Here is a 17482-nt window from a genome sequence, read left to right on the forward strand (position 1 = left end):
GGCGAGGCTGAAAAGCGTAGTCGATGGAAAACAGGTTAATATTCCTGTACTTCTGGTTATTGCGATGGAGGGACGGAGAAGGCTAGGCCAGCTTGGCGTTGGTTGTCCAAGTTTAAGGTGGTAGGCTGGAATCTTAGGTAAATCCGGGATTCTAAGGCCGAGAGCTGATGACGAGTGTTCTTTTAGAACACGAAGTGGTTGATGCCATGCTTCCAAGAAAAGCTTCTAAGCTTCAGGTAACCAGGAACCGTACCCCAAACCGACACAGGTGGTTGGGTAGAGAATACCAAGGCGCTTGAGAGAACTCGGGTGAAGGAACTAGGCAAAATGGCACCGTAACTTCGGGAGAAGGTGCGCCGGTGAGGGTGAAGGACTTGCTCCGTAAGCCCACGCCGGTCGAAGATACCAGGCCGCTGCGACTGTTTATTAAAAACACAGCACTCTGCAAACACGAAAGTGGACGTATAGGGTGTGACGCCTGCCCGGTGCCGGAAGGTTAATTGATGGGGTTAGCTAACGCGAAGCTCTTGATCGAAGCCCCGGTAAACGGCGGCCGTAACTATAACGGTCCTAAGGTAGCGAAATTCCTTGTCGGGTAAGTTCCGACCTGCACGAATGGCGTAACGATGGCGGCGCTGTCTCCACCCGAGACTCAGTGAAATTGAAATCGCTGTGAAGATGCAGTGTATCCGCGGCTAGACGGAAAGACCCCGTGAACCTTTACTATAGCTTTGCACTGGACTTTGAATTTGCTTGTGTAGGATAGGTGGGAGGCTTTGAAGCGTGGACGCCAGTCTGCGTGGAGCCAACCTTGAAATACCACCCTGGCAACTTTGAGGTTCTAACTCAGGTCCGTTATCCGGATCGAGGACAGTGTATGGTGGGTAGTTTGACTGGGGCGGTCTCCTCCTAAAGAGTAACGGAGGAGTACGAAGGTGCGCTCAGACCGGTCGGAAATCGGTCGTAGAGTATAAAGGCAAAAGCGCGCTTGACTGCGAGACAGACACGTCGAGCAGGTACGAAAGTAGGTCTTAGTGATCCGGTGGTTCTGTATGGAAGGGCCATCGCTCAACGGATAAAAGGTACTCCGGGGATAACAGGCTGATACCGCCCAAGAGTTCATATCGACGGCGGTGTTTGGCACCTCGATGTCGGCTCATCACATCCTGGGGCTGAAGCCGGTCCCAAGGGTATGGCTGTTCGCCATTTAAAGTGGTACGCGAGCTGGGTTTAGAACGTCGTGAGACAGTTCGGTCCCTATCTGCCGTGGACGTTTGAGATTTGAGAGGGGCTGCTCCTAGTACGAGAGGACCGGAGTGGACGAACCTCTGGTGTTCCGGTTGTCACGCCAGTGGCATTGCCGGGTAGCTATGTTCGGAATAGATAACCGCTGAAAGCATCTAAGCGGGAAACTAGCCTCAAGATGAGATCTCACTGGGACCTTGAGTCCCCTGAAGGGCCGTCGAAGACTACGACGTTGATAGGTTGGGTGTGTAAGCGCTGTGAGGCGTTGAGCTAACCAATACTAATTGCCCGTGAGGCTTGACCATATAACACCCAAGCAATTTGACTTCTTCGAAAGAAGCATCAGATTGCGGTGTGTGAAGACGAAACGAACCGAAAGTTCGAATCTGCTCAAAGCAACGCACAACACCGAAAGCTATCACCTACCCAATTTGCTGAAGCGAGGCCATCTGGCCACGACTCAGTACCCGAATTTCTTGACGACCATAGAGCATTGGAACCACCTGATCCCATCCCGAACTCAGCAGTGAAACGATGCATCGCCGATGGTAGTGTGGGGTTTCCCCATGTGAGAGTAGGTCATCGTCAAGATTAAATTCCGAAACCCCTATCTGCGTATGCAGGTAGGGGTTTTGTTTTTGTCCGCGAGAAAGTGCGCACCCTACTGTGCCCGTTTCGGGCGGCACCAGGCTGCCACAAAATGCTAAGGTTCGGCCCTGGCTCAGGCACTTATCCAAGGAAGCATTCATGGCGGACGGCTCGCTACTCAGTACTGGTTTTATGGTGGTTCACGGCAACCGCCTGGATGAACTGCGTAGCCTGGTGGTCAGTTGGATGCGGCGTTATCCGCTGGCGCCCCTGGAAAACGAAATCGCCCTGGTGCAGAGCAACGGTATTGCCCAATGGCTGAAGCTGGCATTGGCCGAAGACCCGGAAGAAGACGACATGGGCGGTTGTGGCATTGCCGCAGCCATTGATGTGCAATTGCCCGGCAGCTTCATGTGGCAGTTGTACCGCCTGGTCCTGGGGCGTGCCGAGATTCCCGCCAAGTCCTTGCTGGACAAGGCCCCGCTGACCTGGCGCCTGATGCGCCTGCTGCCCGAACTGATCGATCAGCCACATTTCGAACCGCTGCAGCGCTTCCTGACCCACGATACCGACCTGCGTAAACGCTACCAACTGGCCGAGCGCCTCGCCGACCTGTTCGACCAGTACCAGGTGTACCGAGCAGACTGGCTGGAAGACTGGGCCGCCGGGCGCCATCAATTACGCAACGGCAGAGGCGAGAGCAAGCCGCTGACCCCCGCCAACTGCTGGCAGGCGGAGTTGTGGCGTGCGCTATTGCTCGACGTCGGAGCGCAAGGCATGGCGCAGAGCCGCGCCGGGGTTCACCAACGTTTCATTGAGACCATCACCCGGCTCGACACCGCGCCTGCCGGCCTGCCGTCCAGGGTGATCGTTTTTGGTATTTCCTCGCTGCCGGCCCAGGCCCTGGAAGCACTCGCCGGGCTGGCCCGTTTCAGCCAGGTGCTGCTCTGCGTACATAACCCTTGTCGACACCATTGGGCGGACATCGTCGCCGATAAAGACCTGTTAAGGCATCAATACAAGCGCCAGGCGCGCAAGGCCGGGATGCCGGTGGTGCTCGATCCGCAAACCCTGCATCAGCACGCGCACCCGCTGCTGGCGGCGTGGGGCAAGCAAGGCCGCGACTACATCAACCTGCTCGACAGCTATGACGATCCCAACAGCTATCGCTCGGCCTTTCGCGACGGACGTATCGACCTGTTCAGCGAAAGCCAGCCACTGACGCTGCTCAACCAACTGCAGGACGACATCCTCGAATTGCGTCCGCTGAGCGAAACCCGCGAACTATGGCCAGTCGTGGATCTGGCGCAGGATGAGTCGATCCGTTTTCACATAGCCCACAGCGCGCAACGGGAGGTCGAGATCCTCCATGACCAGTTGCTCGCGCGCTTTAGTGCCGACCCCCAGTTGCGCCCGCGGGATGTGATCGTGATGGTGCCGGATGTCGACAGCTATGCGCCGCACATCAGCGCGGTATTCGGGCAGCTGGAGCGCACTGATCCGCGCTTCATTCCGTTTACCCTCACCGACCAGGGCCAGCGCGGCCGTGATCCGCTGCTGATTGCCGTGGAGCACCTGCTGAAGTTGCCCGACAGCCGTTTCCCGGTCAGCGAAATCCTCGACCTGCTGGACGTGCCCGCCTTGCGCGCGCGATTCGGGGTACAGGAGCGCGACCTGCCGACCCTGCATCGCTGGATCGAAGGCGCCGGGATCCGCTGGGGCATGAGCGCCGAGCAACGCGCCGGCCTCGGCCTGCCCGACGCACTGGAGCAGAACAGTTGGCGCTTCGGCTTACGGCGCATGCTGCTCGGCTACGCGGTGGGCAGTGGCCAGGCCTGCGACGGCATCGAACCCTACGATGAAATCGGCGGCCTGGATGCGGCCTTGATCGGGCCCCTGGTGGCCTTGCTCGATGCCTTGCAAATCGCCCACGATGAACTCAGCCAGGCCGCTTCCCCCGAACAATGGGGTAGCCGGTTGCAAGCGCTGATGCAGCTGTTTTTCCTGGCCAGCAACGAACACGATGACTACCTGCTGGCCCAGCTCCAATTGCTGCGTGAAACCTGGCTGGAGACCTGTGAGTCAGTTGGCCTGCACGATCCGCTGCCCCTGACGGTGGTGCGCGAAGCCTGGTTGGCCGGCCTCGATCAGGGCCGCCTGTCCCAACGCTTCCTCGCCGGTGCGGTGAATTTCTGCACCCTGATGCCGATGCGCGCCATCCCCTTCAAGTTGGTGTGCCTGCTGGGCATGAACGACGGCGACTACCCGCGCGCCCAACCACCGCTGGACTTCGATCTGATGGGCAGCGACTACCGCCCCGGCGATCGTTCACGGCGCGAGGATGACCGTTACCTGCTGCTCGAGGCCTTGCTCTCGGCGCGGGACCAGCTCTACATCAGTTGGGTCGGGCGCAGCATCCGCGACAACAGCGAGCGTCCGGCCTCGGTGCTGATCGGACAGTTGCGTGACCACCTGGCCAATGGCTGGAAGCTCGCTGGCGAGCCAGATGCACTGCTCGAAGCGCTGACCCAGGAACACCCGTTGCAACCCTTCAGCGCCCGTTATTTCCATGAAGGCGATGGACTGTTCAGCTATGCCCGGGAATGGCAACTGCTGCACGAGCAGCACGCGGCCCAACCAGCGTCGACACTGCTGGACCCCTACGTGCAAGAAGAGCCGTTGTCCCTGGGCCAGCTCCAGGATTTCCTGCGCAACCCGGTCCGGCACTTTTTCAGCCAGCGCTTGAAAGTATTTTTCGAAGCCGCCGAAGCGCCGCTGGCTGACGAAGAACCTTTCGTCCTCGATGCCTTGCAGCGCTACAGCCTGAGCGACAGTCTGCTGACCGCCGCCCTCGGCCATCTGGATCAACCCGAGCCCGCGTTGCTGGCCCAGGCCAAGCGCCTGCAGGACAGCGGCTTGCTGCCCATGGCCGGTTTTGGCGAGTGCCTGCAGCGTGAATTGATCGAGCCACTGCCGGACCTGTTGCAGCGTTATCAACACCTGCTGCAGTTGTGGCCTACGCCACTGACCAGCGCCTTGCCCGTATCGCTCAACCTGCAGGGCGTGAGCCTGGAAGGTTGGCTGGGTGGTCTGCATCAGCGCAGCGATGGTGGGTTGCTGACAATCACCAGCATTCCCAACAGCATCGGATCGCCCAAGACGCGTAAGTGGCATCGCCTGATCCGGCCCTGGGTCAATCACCTGGTGGCTTGTGCCAGCGGCCTGTCGATGACCACCGGGTTGGTGGCCAGTGATGACAGCCTGCTGCTGGACCCGTTGGATCAGCCCCATGCCGAGCAGCTCCTCGGTGAACTGATGCAAGCCTGGCAAGCGGGCATGCGCCAGCCCCTGCCCATCGCGGTCAAGACCGCCTTCGCCTGGCTCGGCCAGACCGACCCGCTCAAGGCGGATGCCGCTGCCCGCAAGGCCTACGAAGGCGATGGCCAGACTTCCGAGGGTGAGCGCCGCGAAAGCCCGGCCCTGGCGCGCCAGTTCCCCGACTACAACGCCCTGTTGGCCGACGAGACCTTTGACGGCTGGTGCGACGCGCTCTACCGGCCATTGCTCGTGGCACCCTGGCGCTCACTGACCGGCGAGGAGTCAAATTGATGACCGCGACATTGCCCCTGGCCCTGGCGTTTCCCCTGCGCGGCAGCCAATTGATCGAAGCCAGCGCCGGCACTGGCAAGACCTTCACCATCTCCGCGCTGTACCTGCGCCTGGTGCTTGGCCACGGTGACGCCACCAGCGGCTTTGGCCGCGAATTGTTGCCGCCGCAGATCCTCGTCGTGACCTTCACCGACGCGGCCACCAAGGAACTGCGCGAGCGAATCCGCACACGCCTGGCCGAAGCCGCACGGTTTTTCCGCGACGAGACCCCGGCCCCCGACAGCCTGATTGCCGACCTGCGCGACGAATACCGCGCCGAGCAATGGCCCGCCTGTGCCAACCGCCTGGACATCGCCGCGCAGTGGATGGACGAGGCAGCCGTCTCGACCATCCACAGCTGGTGCCAGCGCATGCTGCGCGAACATGCTTTCGACAGCGGCAGCCTGTTTACCCAATCCCTGGAAACCGACCACAGCGATCTGCTCGGCGAAGTGGTGCGTGACTACTGGCGCCTGTATTGCTATCCCATGCAGGGCGATGCGCTGAACTGGGTCCGTGCCAACTGGGGCGGACCTGCCGCGTTGCTCGCGCGAGTGCGCGGCCTGTTCGACAGTGAGCGCGACAGCATCGAAGGCGAATCGCCGCAGCAGTTGATCGCCGCCTGTCTTGAACAGCGGCGCGAGGCCCTGGTGACGCTCAAGGCGCCCTGGCTGGTCTGGGCGCAGGAGCTGCGGGACATCTGCCTGCAAGGCGTCGCCAGCAAGGCGGTCGACGGGCGCAAGATGCAAGCGCGTTACTTCGAGCTCTGGTTCGAGAAAATCAGCGCCTGGGCCGAAGATCCAGCCCTCGAGCAACTGGACATTGGCACCGGCTTCATCCGCCTGACACCCGAGGGCATGGCCGAAGCCTGGAAAGGCCAGGCGCCGGACCATCCCGGGCTGGACGCGATGGCCGGCCTGAAGGCCCGGCTCGATGCGCTGCCGACCCCGGACGCCGCCGTGTTGAAGCATGCGGCGCAGTGGGTGGGCGGGCGTTTTGAGGAAGAGAAACGCCGGCGTGCCGAAATGGGCTTCGACGACATGCTGCTGCGCCTGCGCGCAGCGTTGCAGGCCGATGGCGGCGAGCGCCTGGCGACCTTGATCCGCGAGCAGTTCCCGGTCGCCTTGATCGATGAATTCCAGGACACCGACCCGGTGCAGTACCGCATCTTCGAGCGCATCTACCGCATCGAAGACAACGACCCGGAGTGCGGGCTGTTTCTGATCGGTGACCCGAAGCAGGCGATCTACGCCTTCCGTGGCGCCGACATCTACACCTACCTGCGAGCGCGCCAGGCCACCACCGGCCGCCTGCACACCCTGGGCACCAACTTTCGCTCCAGCCACGGCATGGTCGCGGCGGTGAACCATGTGTTCCAGACTGCCGAACTGCGGGAGCAGGGCCGGGGCGCGTTTCTGTTCCGCGAGCCCAACGGTGACAACCCGGTGCCCTTTGCCCCGGTCGAATCCCAGGGGCGCAAGGAGTCGTTGCAGATCGACGGCCAGGCCGTGCCGGCGCTGAACCTCTGGCATCTGCCCAGTGAACAGGCGCTTTCCGGGGTGGTCTATCGCCAGCAACTGGCCGCGGCCTGCGCCAGTCAAATCACCGCGTTGCTCAATGGCGGCCAGCAGGGGCGGGCGGGTTTTGTCCACGACAGCCAGGCCCTCAAGGGCTTGTTGCCGGCCGACATCGCGATCCTGGTGCGCGACGGCAAGGAAGCCCAAGCGGTGCGCCATGAGTTGTCGGCCCGCGGTGTGCGCAGCGTCTATCTCTCGGACAAGGACTCGGTGTTCGCCGCCCAGGAGGCCCATGACCTGCTGAGCTGGCTCAAGGCGTGCGCCGAACCGGATGTCGAGCGCCCGCTGCGGGCGGCCCTGGCCAGCACCACCTTGAACCTGCCGCTGAGCGAACTGGAGCGCCTGAACCAGGATGAGCTGGCCTGGGAAACTCGGGTCATGCAGTTCCGCCAATATCGCGAGGTCTGGCGCAAGCAGGGCGTGTTGCCGATGCTACGGCGCCTGCTCCACGACTTCCAGTTGCCGCAAGTGCTGATCGCCCGCAGTGATGGCGAGCGGGTGCTGACCAACCTGCTGCACCTTTCGGAACTGTTGCAACAGGCCGCCGCCGAACTCGACGGCGAGCAGGCACTGATCCGTCACCTGTCCGAGCACCTGGCGTTGTCCGGGCAGGCGGGTGAGGAACAGATTCTGCGCCTGGAAAGCGACGAGCAACTGGTCAAGGTGGTGACCATCCACAAGTCCAAGGGCCTGGAGTACCCGCTGGTGTTCCTGCCCTTCATCTGCTCGGCCAAGCCGGTGGATGGCAGTCGCTTGCCGTTGCACTACCACGATGAGCGCGGCAAACCCCAGGTCACCCTGAACCCGACGCCCGAGCTGATCTCCCTGGCCGACCATGAACGCCTGGCCGAAGACCTGCGCCTGCTCTATGTGGCCCTGACCCGGGCCCAGCATGCGTGCTGGCTGGGTGTCGCCGACCTCAAGCGTGGCAACAGCAACAGCTCGGTATTGCACCTGTCGGCCCTGGGCTATGTGCTCGGCGGCGGTGCTGCGCTGGCGCAGTCCAGTGGCCTGTCCGCCTGGCTACATGCGCTGGAGCAAGGTTGTGCGGCGTTGCAGCATCAGCCGATGCCCGCCGCCAGCGACGAGCAGTACCAGCCGCCGCGCAACGCCGCACGGTTGCTGGCAGCGCTGAGTCCCAAGCGCAAGGCCGCGGAAAACTGGTGGATCGCCTCCTACAGTGGGCTGCGCATTGGCGACAGCCTTGCTGCCGCCAGCGAGGAAGCCCCGGAAAGTGCCCAGGCGCAAAAACTGTTCGATGACGAACGCCTCGACCCCGATGCCCCCCGTGAAGTGCAGGCCAGTGGCGGCGATATCCATCGCTTCCCGCGTGGGCCCAACCCCGGCACCTTCCTCCACGGCCTGCTGGAGTGGGCCGGTGACGAGGGATTCAGTGCCGACCCGCAGGCGATCGACGACGCCATTGCCCGGCGCTGCAACCGTCGCGGCTGGCAGGGCTGGATCGTCACGCTGAGCGACTGGCTGCAGCACTTGCTGCAGGTCCCACTGCGCCTGGGTGCCGAGCAACCGCCGGTGGTCCTCGAACACCTGCGCGAATATCGGGTCGAGATGGAGTTCTGGTTCGCCAGCCATAAAGTCGATGTGCTCAAGCTCGACGAACTGGTGCGCCAATACACCCACGGCGGCGTCGCCCGGGTGGGTGCCGAGTCGATGCTGCTCAACGGCATGTTCAAGGGCTTTATCGACCTGACCTTCGAGCACGCCGGGCGCTACTACGTGGCCGACTACAAATCCAACTGGCTGGGCAGCGACGATTCGGCCTACACCGAGCAGGCAATGGAGCAGTCGATTCTCGACCATCGCTACGACCTGCAATACGTGCTGTACCTGCTGGCCCTGCATCGCCAACTCAAGGCGCGCCTCGCCGACTACGACTACGACCGGCACATGGGCGGCGCCCTGTACCTGTTTTTGCGCGGTACCCGGGCGGCGAGCCAGGGCGCCTATTTCGCCCGCCCGCCGCGCGAACTGATCGAACGCCTGGACCGCTTGTTCCAGGGCAAACCAGAAGCCAAGCCTGAACCGGCCTGGGAGCAGGGTGTATTGCTATGAACCGTTCCTTTGCCGACCTGTTACCCACGCCGCTGACGGCCGAGAGCCTGGCGCAACTCCAGCCCCTGAGCAGCGCCGGCGATTTGTTGCTGCTGCTGGAGCGTTGGGTCGAGCGCGGCTGGTTGCGCGCGCTGGACAAAGCCTTCGTCGCCTTCCTTCACGAGCGGGCGCCGCAAGACGATCCACTGGTGCTGCTGGCGGCGACCTTGACCAGTCACCAACTGGGGCATGGTCACGTCTGCCTCGACCTGTTCGAGACCCTCAAGGCGCCGGACTTCGCCCTGTCCTTGCCACCGGAAGGCGACGTGCAGACTGGCGCCCAGTTGTTGCCCTCGCAATTGCTCGAAGGCCTGGACGGCGCGCACTGGTGCAAGGTGCTGGCCTCCAGCCCGTTGGTGGCGCTGGCCGCCGATGGACGTGAAGAAACCCTGCAGCGCCCGTTGGTGCTGTCCGGCAAACGCCTGTACTTGCGCCGCTACTGGGCCTACGAACGGCGCATCGACCAGGCGCTGCGCCAGCGCCTGGTCGCCGCCGAACCGACCCCGGTCGACCTGCCCGAGCGCCTGGGCGGGCTGTTCGGCCAGGCGCGCGCCGGTGCGCCGATCGACTGGCAGAAGCTCGCCTGTGCCCTGGCCACCCGCAGTGCCTTCAGCATCATCACCGGCGGGCCGGGCACCGGCAAGACCACCACCGTGGTGCGCTTGCTGGCGTTGCTCCAGGCGCCTGCCGTGGAGGCGGGCAAGCCGCTGCGCATTCGCCTTGCGGCTCCGACGGGCAAGGCAGCCGCGCGCCTCACCGAGTCCATCAGCCAACAGGTACGCAGCCTGCAGGTCGCCGACGCGGTGCGGGACAAGATCCCCGCTGACGTAACCACGGTCCACCGCCTGCTGGGCAGCCGTCCCGGCACTCGGCACTTTCGCCATCACGCTGGCAATCGCCTGCCGCTGGACGTGCTGGTGGTGGATGAGGCGTCGATGATCGATCTGGAAATGATGGCCAATCTGCTCGACGCCTTGCCGCTCCATGCCCGCCTGGTGCTGCTGGGCGACAAGGACCAACTGGCGTCGGTGGAAGCCGGTGCCGTGCTGGGCGACCTGTGCCGGGATGCCGAAGCTGGCTGGTATAGCCCGCAGACCCGGGCCTGGCTGGAGTCGGTCAGCGCTGAGGACCTGGGCAGCAGCGGCTTGCAGGAAGACCTCGACGCCAGCCACCCGCTGGCGCAACAAGTGGTGATGTTGCGTCACTCGCGGCGCTTTGGCGAAGGCAGTGGCATCGGCCAACTGGCGCGCTGGGTCAACCAGCAGCAGGCCGAGGAGGCGCGCAAGCTACTGGCGGCCCGCAGTCACGCCGACCTGTTTGTCCTGGCGCTCAAGGGCGAGCAGGACCGGGCCCTGGAGCGCCTGTTGCTGGAAGGTCACGGTGACGGGCCGCAGGGTTACCGGCATTACCTGAGCCTGTTGCGCAACCAGCGCCCCAGCCCGGACGCCGCGCCTGAAGATCAGGTGTGGACGGATTGGGCGCGGCAGGTGTTGCAGGCCTTCGATGCGTTCCAGCTGCTGTGCGCGGTGCGCAAGGGACCCTGGGGCGTCGAAGGACTCAATCAGCGCATCACCGCGGCGCTGCTCAAGGCCCGGCTGATCGACAGCGACCAGCAGTGGTACGAAGGTCGTCCGGTGCTGATGACGCGCAACGACTACGGCCTGGGCCTGATGAACGGCGACATCGGCATCGCCCTCAAATTGCCTGAGCGCGATGCCCTGCCTGGCGGCAAGCAGGTGCTGCGCGTGGCCTTTGCCCGCAACGACGGGCAGGGCGGGGTACGGTTCGTGTTGCCCAGTCGGCTCAACGATGTAGAGACCGTCTACGCCATGACCGTGCACAAATCCCAGGGCTCGGAATTCGCCCACACCGCGCTGATCCTGCCGGACGCCCTCAACCCGGTGCTGACCAAGGAACTGATCTACACCGGCATCACCCGGGCCAAGGATTGGTTCAGCCTGATCGAGTCGCGCAGCGGGGTGTTTGAAGAGGCGGTCAAGCGCAAGGTCAAGCGCTTGAGCGGGCTGATGCTGGAATTGGCGGACGCCAGCAATAGGTGACCGATCGGTCAGCTTCCTGAGCGTCACGCCAGTGCTGCAACAAACGGCATAGCCCCGCGGGCTGGCAGGCGGGGCGTCCTCGCCGGGGTATCGGCGCTGTGCTATCGTTGCGGCATCATTTTGTCGAAATCAACGAGAATCCCCGCATGAAGCTGGCTGTCTGGACGACAGAATCCATGATGAGCTGCAAGCGCTTGGTGCTGGCTGGGATTCTCTGTCTGTTCAGCGTGCAACTGTTCGCCGAAAGCCGATTGCCGGCCAGCATGGCCGACCAGCGCGCCCGCTCGGTGACCCAGGTGGTGCTGGGGATTCTCAGCTACGCCCGCTGGCCGGTCGAACCCGACAAATTGCGCCTGTGCCTCCTCGGCCCCACCCAATACACCGACGACCTGGTCAAGGGCACCACCCAGGCCGCCGGCCGTCCGGTGTTGGTGCGCCGACTGTTGGCGAGCTACCCGGCTATCGCCACTGAATGTGATGCGGTCTATATCGGCGAACTGAGCGCCGAGGAACGCAGTGGCTTGTTCACCTCGTTGATCGGGCACCCGGTGCTCAGCATCAGCGAGGCCGACGAGCATTGCGCGGTGGGCAGCCTGTTTTGCTTGCGAGTCAGCGACCAGCAAGTGTCGTTCGAGGTCAACCTCGACTCGGTGGCGCGCAGCGGCGTGCGCATTCACCCCAGCGTATTGCAACTCTCGCGTCGCAAGTCGGTAACGCCATGAACCTGTTCAACCGAGACGGGCGTCCGACCCTGCGTTCAGTCATTGGCCGTGGCAACCTGATCGTGGCGCTGGTCGGGGTGGCCATGACCAGCTTGTCCCTGACAGTGCTCGGTGTGCTGGCGTTGCGGGTGTATGCCGATCACAACCTGCACCTGATCGCCCGTTCCATCAATTACACCGTGGAAGCGGCGGTGGTGTTCAACGACAAGGCCGCCGCCAACGAAGCGCTGGCCTTGATCGCCTCTACCGAAGAAGTGGCCGACGCGCAGGTGTTCGATGCCCAGGGCCAGTTGTTGGCCCGCTGGCAGCGTGGGGAACACGGGCTGGTCTCGGCATTGGAAGTGCAGATCGCCCGCCGCGTGCTGGAAGAACCGATCCGCATGCCCATCGTCCATCAGGACCGGGAAGTCGGCAGCATCCTGATCATCGGCCATGGCGGCAGCCTGATGCGCTTCCTGCTCAGCGGCCTGGCGGGGATTATCCTGTGCAGCGCCCTCAGCGCCTGGGTTGCGCTGTTCCTCGCGCGGCGCCAACTCAAGGGCATCACCGGGCCGTTGCGCAGCCTGGCGCGAGTGGCGCACGCGGCCCGCAGCGAGCGCGCCTTTGACCAGCGCGTGCCGCCGGCGCGCATCGCCGAGCTGGACAGCCTGGGCAACGACTTCAATGCCTTGCTCGACGAACTGGAGTCCTGGCAGACCCACCTGCAGAGCGAAAACGAAAGCCTGGCGCACCAGGCCAATCACGACAGCCTCACCGGGTTGCCCAACCGGGCCTTCTTCGAAGGACGGCTGGCGCGGGCCGTGCGCAGTGCCAGCAAGTACAACGAACGAGTGGCCGTGCTGTTTCTCGACAGCGATCGGTTCAAGGGCATCAACGACAACTACGGGCACGCGGCCGGCGATGCGGTGCTGGTAGCGGTGGCCACCCGGGTACGTGCGCAACTGCGCGAAGAAGACCTGGTGGCGCGGCTCGGTGGCGATGAGTTTGCTGTGCTGCTGACCCCTCTGCACAAGATCGAAGATGCCGAGCGCATTGCCGGCAAGATCATCGCCAGCATGGCACTGCCGGTGCAGTTGCCTGATGGCTCCTCGGTCCAGACCTCGCTGAGTGTCGGGATCGCGCTTTACCCGGATCATGGTGCCACCCCTGGCACCTTGCTACATGCCGCCGACGCGGCGATGTACCAGGCCAAACGCCTCTCCCGAGGCGGGCAATACACGGCACGGTCGGAGCACCTTGCCGCCAATCTTAAAACCAGGAGCTAACCTCGTGTTCTCAGTTACCCAGCGTTCCCTTCGATTCTTCACCCTGACCCTGTTCATGGCCCTGCTGGCCTTGACCGGGTGCCAGACGGCGCCGCAAAAGGGCCTGACCCCCGCGCAAATCGCCGTGCTCAAACAGCAGGGGTTCGAACTGACTGACGAAGGCTGGGCGTTTGGCTTGTCGGGCAAGGTGCTGTTCGGCAGCGACGTGGAAAGCCTCAACGCGCAGAGCACGGAAATTGTCGAACGCATCGGCAAGGCGCTACTGGGAGTTGGCATCGACCGCGTGCGAGTCGACGGCCACACCGATGCCTCCGGCAAGGAAGCCTACAACCAGCAACTGTCCATGCGCCGCGCCAAGAGCGTGCGCAACGTACTGACCCGCGTCGGCATGCGTGAAGAAAACGTCCAACTGCGCGGCCTCGGCAGCAGCGTACCGGTAGCCTCGAACAAAACCGCCAGCGGCCGCACCGAAAACCGCCGCGTGGCCATCGTGGTCAGCGCCGACTAATCGGCAAAGTGTATCTGGCGGGTCTCACCCATCAACAACCCCTGGTTCTGCTCGGTCACGTTACGGATGTAATCCCAGAGCAGGGTGATCCGCTTGAGCTTGCGCAGGTCCTCGCGGCAGTACATCCAGAACTGTCGGGTGATGTTGATTTCTGCCGGTAGCACCGGCAGCAGCCGTGCATCCTGGGCTGCCAGGAAGCACGGCAGGATCGCCAGCGAGCGGCCTTGCTGGGCGGCGACGAATTGGGCGATCACGCTGGTGCTGCGCAGGTTGGCGCTGGCGCCGGGCAGGACGTTGGCCAGGTACAGCAGCTCCGAGCTGAAGGCCAGGTCGTCGACATAACTGATGAACTGATGCTGGGCCAGGTCCGCCGGGCGACGGATGGGCGGGTGTTGGTCGAGGTAGTCCTGGGTCGCGTACAGCTGCAGGCGGTAGTCGCAGAGTTTGCAGCAGACATACGGCCCGTGTTCCGGACGCTCAAGAGCAATGACGATGTCCGCTTCGCGCTTGGACAGGCTGATGAAGTGCGGCAGCGGCAGGATGTCCACCGAGATCGCCGGGTAGGCATCGACGAAGTGGCTCAACTGCGGCGTGATGAAAAAGCTGCCGAAACCTTCGGTACAGCCCATGCGCACATGCCCGGACAACGCCACCCCCGAACCTGACACCTGCTCGCACGCCATGTGCAGGGTGCTTTCTATCGATTCGGCATAACCCAGTAGACGCTGGCCCTCGGCGGTGAGGACAAAGCCGTTGGTCCGCGACTTCTCGAACAGCAGGGTGCCCAGGGCGCCTTCCAGCGAACTGATGCGCCGCGACACCGTGGTGTAATCCACGGCCAGGCGTTTGGCGGCCGTGCTGGCCTTGCGGGTACGGGCCACCTCGAGGAAAAACTTCAAGTCATCCCAGTTCAGGGAGCCCAGCGATGTGATGTTTTTTTGCATGTTGGACCGGCTTTTATGTGCGTTCTTATTAGAAGTTTGCACATCTATACTCCAAAAACAGTCCGCCCACCACGTCGCGGTCCACGCCTCATCTCAAGGCGGCTTGTTCGCCTTGGCTCCCAGCATAACTATAAGTCCCGGAGACCAGCATGAACGCATCCCTCACGCCCAACGAAACCACCGTGCAAACGGCCAAGCTGTTGATCGACGGTCAATGGGTCGAGTCCAAGACCACCGAATGGCACGACATCGTCAATCCGGCGACCCAGCAAGTGCTGGCCAAGGTGCCGTTTGCCACCGCTGAAGAAGTCAACGCTGCCATTGACGCCGCCCATCGTGCGTTCCAGACTTGGAAGCTGACCCCGATCGGCGCGCGGATGCGCATCATGCTCAAGCTCCAGGCCTTGATTCGCGAGCACTCCAAGCGCATCGCCGTGGTCCTCAGTGCCGAGCAGGGCAAAACCATCGCCGACGCTGAAGGCGACATTTTCCGTGGCCTGGAAGTGGTCGAGCACGCCTGTTCCATCGGCACCCTGCAAATGGGCGAGTTTGCCGAGAACGTCGCCGGCGGCGTCGACACCTATACCCTGCGCCAGCCTATCGGCGTGTGCGCGGGCATCACCCCATTCAACTTCCCGGCGATGATCCCACTGTGGATGTTCCCGATGGCCATCGCCTGCGGCAACACCTTCGTGCTCAAGCCGTCCGAACAGGACCCGCTGTCGACCTTGCTGCTGGTGGAACTGGCGATCGAAGCCGGCGTACCGGCCGGTGTGCTCAACGTGGTGCACGGCGGTAAGGACGTGGTGGATGCGCTGTGCACCCACAAGGACATCAAGGCGGTGTCCTTCGTCGGTTCGACCGCGGTTGGCACCCACGTCTACGACCTGGCCGGCAAGCACGGCAAACGCGTGCAATCGATGATGGGCGCCAAGAACCACGCCGTGGTACTGCCGGATGCCAACCGCGAGCAAACCCTCAACGCCCTGGTCGGTGCCGGTTTCGGTGCGGCCGGGCAACGCTGCATGGCCACCTCGGTAGTGGTCCTGGTAGGTGCGGCCAAGCAATGGCTGCCGGACCTTAAGGCGCTGGCGCAAAAACTCAAGGTCAATGCCGGCAGTGAGCCAGGCACCGATGTCGGCCCGGTGATCTCCAAGCGCGCCAAGGCACGGATCCTCGACCTGATCGAAAGCGGTATCAAGGAAGGCGCCAAGCTGGAACTCGATGGTCGCGAGATTAGCGTCCCGGGCTTCGAGCAAGGCAACTTCGTCGGCCCGACCCTGTTCTCCGGGGTGACCACCGACATGCAGATCTACACCCAGGAAATCTTCGGCCCGGTGCTGGTGGTGCTCGAAGTCGACACCCTTGACCAGGCGATCGCCATGGTCAACGCCAACCCGTTCGGCAACGGCACCGGTCTGTTCACCCAGAGCGGGGCAGCGGCGCGCAAGTTCCAGAGCGAAATCGACGTCGGCCAGGTGGGTATCAACATCCCGATCCCGGTGCCAGTGCCGTTCTTCAGCTTCACCGGTTCCCGTGGCTCCAAGCTCGGCGACCTGGGCCCGTATGGCAAGCAAGTGGTGCAGTTCTACACTCAGACCAAGACCGTCACCAGCCGCTGGTTTGATGACAACAGCGTCAACGACGGTGTGAACACCACGATCAACCTGCGCTAAGGAGCCCGACATCATGAAGATTGCGTTTATTGGTCTGGGCAACATGGGCGCGCCGATGGCGCGCAACCTGATCAAGGCCGGCCATTCGTTGAACCTGGTCGACCTGAACAAGGCGGTGCTGGCCGAGCTGGAGCAACTGGGCGGGCACATCAGCGCCACGGCCCGTGAAGCCGCGCAGGGTGCCGAACTGGTGATCACCATGCTGCCGGCCGCGGTGCATGTGCGCAGCGTCTGGCTGGGTGAAGACGGCGTACTGGCGGGGATCGGCAAAGGGGTCCCGGCGGTGGACTGCAGCACCATCGACCCGCAGACCGCCCGCGATGTCGCCGCAGCGGCAGCCAAGCAGGGCGTAACCATGGCTGACGCACCGGTGTCCGGCGGCACCGGTGGTGCGGCGGCCGGCACCCTGACCTTCATGGTCGGCGCCACGGTGGAGCTGTTCGCCACCCTGCAACCGGTGCTGGCGCAGATGGGCCGCAACATCGTGCACTGCGGTGAAGTCGGCACCGGGCAGATCGCCAAGATCTGCAACAACCTGCTGCTGGGCATTTCCATGGTTGGCGTCAGTGAAGCCATGGCCCTGGGCGACGCGCTGGGGATCGACACCGGCGTGCTGGCGGGAATCATCAACAGCTCGACCGGCCGTTGCTGGAGTTCGGAGATGTACAACCCTTGGCCTGGGGTGGTGGAAACCGCGCCAGCTTCGCGCGGCTACACCGGTGGTTTTGGTGCCGAACTGATGCTCAAGGACCTCGGCCTGGCCACCGAGGCAGCACGCCAGGCGCATCAGCCTGTGGTAATGGGCGCGGTGGCCCAGCAGCTGTACCAGGCCATGAGCCTGCGCGGTGAAGGTGGCCAGGATTTCTCGGCCATCATCAACAGCTACCGCAAGCCGCAGTAAAACAGGCACCGCCACACACACAAAAGCCTGTGGGTCCGGGCTTGCCAGGGATGGTGGTGTGTCAGTGGCCGTAAATGCTGGCTGTGCCGGTCCCATCGCGGGCAAGCCCGCTCCCACATTGGATCTGTGGTACACACAGATCCCGCATACGCATAAAAAACCTGTGGGAGCGGGCTTGCCCGCGAAGAGGCCGGCACAGTCAATATCAACGTTGACGGTGCTGGCGCATTCGCGGG

Annotated in this window: 9 protein-coding genes and 2 rRNA genes (1 of these 11 cut by a window edge); 10 read left to right on the top strand and 1 reads right to left on the bottom strand. The window is 63.3% G+C overall.

Going from position 1 to position 17482, the window contains the following annotated elements; genetic code table 11:
- From PspS04_RS03280 to PspS04_RS03315, 8 genes are all read left to right on the top strand, one after another.
- Positions 1-1550 (top strand): 23S ribosomal RNA (locus PspS04_RS03280); it begins 1342 nt to the left of the window's first position.
- A 170-nt stretch (positions 1551-1720) separates the two neighbouring features.
- Positions 1721-1836, top strand: a 5S ribosomal RNA gene (gene rrf / locus PspS04_RS03285).
- A gap of 156 nt (positions 1837-1992) precedes the next feature.
- The gene (recC, locus tag PspS04_RS03290) at positions 1993-5442 is read left to right on the top strand and encodes an exodeoxyribonuclease V subunit gamma (RefSeq protein WP_159993623.1); all 3450 of its coding nucleotides are present in this window, start codon (positions 1993-1995) and stop codon (positions 5440-5442) included.
- Positions 5442-9131 carry an exodeoxyribonuclease V subunit beta gene (recB, locus tag PspS04_RS03295; RefSeq protein ID WP_159993625.1) on the top strand — a complete coding sequence of 1230 codons (3690 nt, stop codon included), beginning with the start codon at positions 5442-5444 and terminating at the stop codon, positions 9129-9131. The genes recC and recB overlap by 1 nt, the downstream gene beginning before the upstream one ends.
- Positions 9128-11230 (top strand): exodeoxyribonuclease V subunit alpha, encoded by a 2103-nt coding sequence (gene recD, locus PspS04_RS03300; protein WP_159993627.1) that lies wholly within the window; start codon positions 9128-9130, stop codon positions 11228-11230. The genes recB and recD overlap by 4 nt, the downstream gene beginning before the upstream one ends.
- 146 nt (positions 11231-11376) lie before the next feature.
- On the top strand, positions 11377-11952 hold the full coding sequence (locus PspS04_RS03305) for a YfiR family protein (RefSeq protein ID WP_159993629.1): 576 nt from the start codon (positions 11377-11379) through the stop codon (positions 11950-11952).
- Positions 11949-13217, top strand: coding sequence for a diguanylate cyclase domain-containing protein (locus tag PspS04_RS03310; RefSeq protein WP_159993631.1), 1269 nt, complete (start codon positions 11949-11951; stop codon positions 13215-13217). Before PspS04_RS03305 ends, PspS04_RS03310 begins: the two co-directional genes overlap by 4 nt.
- Positions 13218-13221: 4 nt before the next feature.
- Positions 13222-13725: an OmpA family protein gene (locus tag PspS04_RS03315; RefSeq protein WP_095171300.1), complete on the top strand. Its 504-nt coding sequence runs from the start codon at positions 13222-13224 to the stop codon at positions 13723-13725.
- Here the strand turns inward: PspS04_RS03315 and PspS04_RS03320 are convergent.
- On the bottom strand, positions 13722-14669 hold the full coding sequence (locus PspS04_RS03320) for a LysR family transcriptional regulator (protein WP_095171298.1): 948 nt from the start codon (positions 14667-14669) through the stop codon (positions 13722-13724). The genes PspS04_RS03315 and PspS04_RS03320 overlap by 4 nt on opposite strands.
- A gap of 149 nt (positions 14670-14818) precedes the next feature.
- On the opposite strand from PspS04_RS03320, the gene PspS04_RS03325 reads away from it, so the two are divergent.
- Together PspS04_RS03325 and mmsB are read left to right on the top strand one after the other, a co-directional pair.
- Positions 14819-16345, top strand: a complete 1527-nt coding sequence (locus tag PspS04_RS03325; RefSeq protein WP_095171296.1) for a CoA-acylating methylmalonate-semialdehyde dehydrogenase — start codon at positions 14819-14821, stop codon at positions 16343-16345.
- A gap of 13 nt (positions 16346-16358) precedes the next feature.
- Positions 16359-17246 carry a 3-hydroxyisobutyrate dehydrogenase gene (gene mmsB, locus PspS04_RS03330; RefSeq protein ID WP_095171294.1) on the top strand — a complete coding sequence of 296 codons (888 nt, stop codon included), beginning with the start codon at positions 16359-16361 and terminating at the stop codon, positions 17244-17246.
- Positions 17247-17482: the final 236 nt, after the last annotated feature.

It is taken from the genome of Pseudomonas sp. S04, from assembly GCF_009834545.1.
Taxonomy (GTDB): Bacteria; Pseudomonadota; Gammaproteobacteria; order Pseudomonadales; family Pseudomonadaceae; genus Aquipseudomonas.

Bases quoted from the DNA above. Each gene is read 5' to 3' on its own strand.
- PspS04_RS03305 (WP_159993629.1), top strand. From the start codon at position 11,377: ATGAAGCTGGCTGTCTGGACGACAGAATCCATGATGAGCTGCAAGCGC.
- PspS04_RS03320 (WP_095171298.1), bottom strand. From the start codon at position 14,669: ATGCAAAAAAACATCACATCGCTGGGCTCCCTGAACTGGGATGACTTG.
- mmsB (WP_095171294.1), top strand. From the start codon at position 16,359: ATGAAGATTGCGTTTATTGGTCTGGGCAACATGGGCGCGCCGATGGCG.
- recB (WP_159993625.1), top strand. From the start codon at position 5,442: ATGACCGCGACATTGCCCCTGGCCCTGGCGTTTCCCCTGCGCGGCAGC.
- PspS04_RS03325 (WP_095171296.1), top strand. From the start codon at position 14,819: ATGAACGCATCCCTCACGCCCAACGAAACCACCGTGCAAACGGCCAAG.
- PspS04_RS03310 (WP_159993631.1), top strand. From the start codon at position 11,949: ATGAACCTGTTCAACCGAGACGGGCGTCCGACCCTGCGTTCAGTCATT.
- recC (WP_159993623.1), top strand. From the start codon at position 1,993: ATGGCGGACGGCTCGCTACTCAGTACTGGTTTTATGGTGGTTCACGGC.
- recD (WP_159993627.1), top strand. From the start codon at position 9,128: ATGAACCGTTCCTTTGCCGACCTGTTACCCACGCCGCTGACGGCCGAG.